Raw genomic sequence first — 2,832 nt, forward strand, 5'->3', positions numbered from 1 at the left:
AGATGCAGGCCCTGGACCGGAGGCGCCCCGGCCCGACCACCGCCGGGGCGCCTCCGGTCCAGGGCCTGCATCTGACGTTCGGCCGCGACCCGGGCAGCCAGATGGTGGTCTCCTGGCTGACGGACGGTCCGGTACGACGCCCCCGGGTGCTCTACGGCACGCTGGAGCACGGCTTCGGCTCCGGGACCGAGGCGGTGACCCGGACCTACACCGACGGCAAGTCGGGCCGCACCGTGTATGTGCACCACGCGGCGCTGGACCGGCTCACGCCGGGCACCGACTACGTCTACCTGGTGTCGCACGACGGCTCCGCCCCGGACAGCGGCACCTTCCGTACCGCGCCGCGCGGCCGGCAGCCGCTCACCTTCACCAGCTTCGGCGACCAGTCCGCCCCCGAGGTGACCTGGGCCGCCGACGGCACGGTGGGGCTCGACGCCAACTCCACGCCCGCGGCCAAGGACATCGTGTCCGGTGTGGAGCAGGTGGCGCCGCTGTTCCACCTGCTCAACGGCGACCTCTGCTACGCCAACCTGGATGTCGACCGGGTCCGTACCTGGAACAACTTCTTCACCAACAACAGCCGCTCGGCCCGCTTCCGACCCTGGATGCCCGCCGCCGGCAACCACGAGATCGAGAAGGCCAACGGCCCGCTGGGGCTCGGCGCCTACCAGACCTACTTCGACCTGCCGTCGACCGAGACCGACGCCGAGCTGGCCGGGCTGTGGTACGCCTTCACCGCCGGTTCGGTGCGGGTGATCGTGCTGCAGAACGACGACAACTGCCTGCAGGACGGCGGCGACGTCTACATCAGCGGCTACTCCGGCGGACGCCAGCTGGCCTTCCTGGAGCGGGAGCTGAAGGCCGCCCGCTCCTCCCGGGAGATCGACTGGGTGGTCGTCGCCATGCACCAGGTGATGATCAGCTCCTCGGACGCCAACGGCGCGGACCTGGGACTGCGCCAGAAGTACGGCCCGCTCTTCGACCGGTACGGCGTGGACCTGGTGCTCTGCGGTCACGAGCACAACTACGAGCGCTCCCTCGCCGTGCGCGGTGTGGTGGGCGGCAGCGAGACCCTCACGCCCAACCCGGTCTCCCAGGCCACGGACGACATCGACACCTCACTGGGCACCGTGCACATGGTGCTCGGCGGCGGCGGGGTCTCCGGCACCACCAACCAGTCCTTCTTCAAGGACGGCACCGCCAAGGTGATCACCGCGGTGTCGGCCACCGCCGGCGCCAACGGCAAGCGCACCTCCGCCTATGTCAGGGAGCAGGCGGTCTGGACCGGCGTCCGCGACGTGGACCACCCGTACGGCTTCGCGGCCTTCACCGTCGACCCGGGCCGGCACCCCGGCGACACCACGCGACTGCAGGTCACCTACTACAACGTCAACAAGCCGCACGGGGAGCTGTCCGTCTTCGAGCAGTTCACCCTCCACCGCAAGCGCTCCGACGGCCACCGCTGAGGCAGCCGCAGATCCACCGGACCGGGCCCGGGACGCAGGCGTACGGGAGGCGATCGGCGTTTCCGCCGAGGACGGCCCCCGCCGTACGGCACGCCTGTCGTTCCCGGGCCCGGCCGGGGGGGTCAGGGCCGGATCAGCCGCAGGGCGATGCGCTTGCCGTCCTCGTCGACCTCCACCAGGGCGAGGCCGTTGCCCTCGGCGAAGGACAGGATGCGGCTGCGCGGATCGCTGGGGAGCAGCGAGGGCAGCAGAAACGGGTCGCGGGAGGCCTCCCGCAGTGCACCGAGGAGGTCTTCCCGCACCGGGTGGGGCATCGCGGCGATGCGGTCCTGGAAGTCCTGGGGAAGATCGATCTCGTAGGGCACTACCCAAGGTTAGGGCGCAACTCCGCCGCCAGGGAAAGGAGTTGCTCGTCCGACATCATCCGCGGCCGGGGCCGCAGCCCGGCTCGCTCCTCATGGATGCGCTGAGCGGTCTGCAGGAACTCGGGCGCGGCCAGCGCCCTGGCGCGCAGGTCCCAGTCGGCGAGCACCCTGGTGATCTCGTGCAGGGGGGTGCGCTCGATCTCCTCGTTGAAGGCCGGGCGCTGCTCCGCCGGGAGTGCGGCGCGGACGCTGCGGATGGTGGGCTCGGGCCGCGGGTGGGCCACCGGTTCCGGCTCGTGCGGCTGGGCGCTCATCATTCGCTCCGTCTCACGCGGGGTGACTGCGTTCGCGGGTTCCACGGTAGCGTCCCGGCCGCCCTCCGCGGCAGATGTCCCCGGCGGACCGGACCGATCAGGCCTGCGGGACCTGGAACTCGTACAGCCGGTGGGCGCACCTGGTGGCTCGGCGCCTCCTCGGCGCTACTCCACGGCGGGTTCCCGTCCCTCGTCGAGTTCCCGGACCACCAGCAGCACCCAGTTGTAGGGGAGTTCCGCTCCGTCCAGGGTCGCCGCCTCCACGGTGCGGGTGCCGGGGTCGATCTCCGCCAGGACGCCCTCTCCCTCGTAGCGGGGGAAGCCGCTCACTCCCAGCTCGCCGGTCGCCCGGACCGTCGCGGTTCGCAGGGTGGCGCCGTGGTCCGGGTGGCCTTCGGCGTCGGCGATCCGGGGCTTGAGGGCGAGGAGGTAGCGCGGGGCGGGCGACGTCATGCCCCGAGGCTACTGTCGGCCGGCGGCGACCCCGGTCCGCCGCGCTCGGTGGTGCGGCCGCGCAGGTGAACGCGGGTGCTGGACCAGGTGGAGGTCCGGTGTCCGTACGGCGCCTGGCTTACTCACTTGATTCAACCTATGAAAAAACTTCCGCCACTTCTGGTTCAGCTTCTTGACGAGACTGCGACAAGAACGCGATCCTCCGTGCAGCGTCCGGAGAGCCCCTCTCTCCGC

4 protein-coding genes are annotated in these 2,832 nt (G+C 71.2%); 1 reads left to right on the plus strand and 3 read right to left on the minus strand.

The genetic code is table 11. From position 1 onward, the window contains the following. Positions 1–2 precede the first annotated feature (2 nt). A complete protein-coding gene (locus AOK09_RS36260) occupies positions 3–1,466 on the plus strand; it encodes a purple acid phosphatase family protein (RefSeq protein ID WP_055591422.1) in 1,464 nt (487 codons plus the stop codon). 122 nt (positions 1,467–1,588) lie between these two features. Here AOK09_RS36260 and AOK09_RS36265 read toward each other — a convergent pair whose 3' ends face one another. The 3 genes from AOK09_RS36265 to AOK09_RS36275 all read right to left on the minus strand — a co-directional run bounded on the left by AOK09_RS36265 (position 1,589) and on the right by AOK09_RS36275 (position 2,598). Next, complete coding sequence (locus AOK09_RS36265; RefSeq protein WP_055591423.1) at positions 1,589–1,831, minus strand: hypothetical protein; 243 nt, start codon at positions 1,829–1,831, stop codon at positions 1,589–1,591. Further along, positions 1,831–2,145 (minus strand): hypothetical protein, encoded by a 315-nt coding sequence (locus AOK09_RS36270; protein WP_157876192.1) that lies wholly within the window; start codon positions 2,143–2,145, stop codon positions 1,831–1,833. Before AOK09_RS36270 ends, AOK09_RS36265 begins: the two co-directional genes overlap by 1 nt. A gap of 165 nt (positions 2,146–2,310) precedes the next feature. Continuing rightward, the gene (locus tag AOK09_RS36275) at positions 2,311–2,598 is read right to left on the minus strand and encodes a hypothetical protein (RefSeq protein WP_055591425.1); all 288 of its coding nucleotides are present in this window, start codon (positions 2,596–2,598) and stop codon (positions 2,311–2,313) included. Between the last annotated feature and the right edge of the window lie 234 nt (positions 2,599–2,832).

Source organism: Peterkaempfera griseoplana (assembly GCF_001418575.1).
In the GTDB taxonomy this organism is placed as follows: Bacteria; Actinomycetota; Actinomycetes; order Streptomycetales; family Streptomycetaceae; genus Peterkaempfera; species Peterkaempfera griseoplana.

Bases quoted from the DNA above. Each gene is read 5' to 3' on its own strand.
- AOK09_RS36270 (WP_157876192.1), bottom strand. From the start codon at position 2,145: ATGAGCGCCCAGCCGCACGAGCCGGAACCGGTGGCCCACCCGCGGCCC.
- AOK09_RS36260 (WP_055591422.1), top strand. From the start codon at position 3: ATGCAGGCCCTGGACCGGAGGCGCCCCGGCCCGACCACCGCCGGGGCG.
- AOK09_RS36275 (WP_055591425.1), bottom strand. From the start codon at position 2,598: ATGACGTCGCCCGCCCCGCGCTACCTCCTCGCCCTCAAGCCCCGGATC.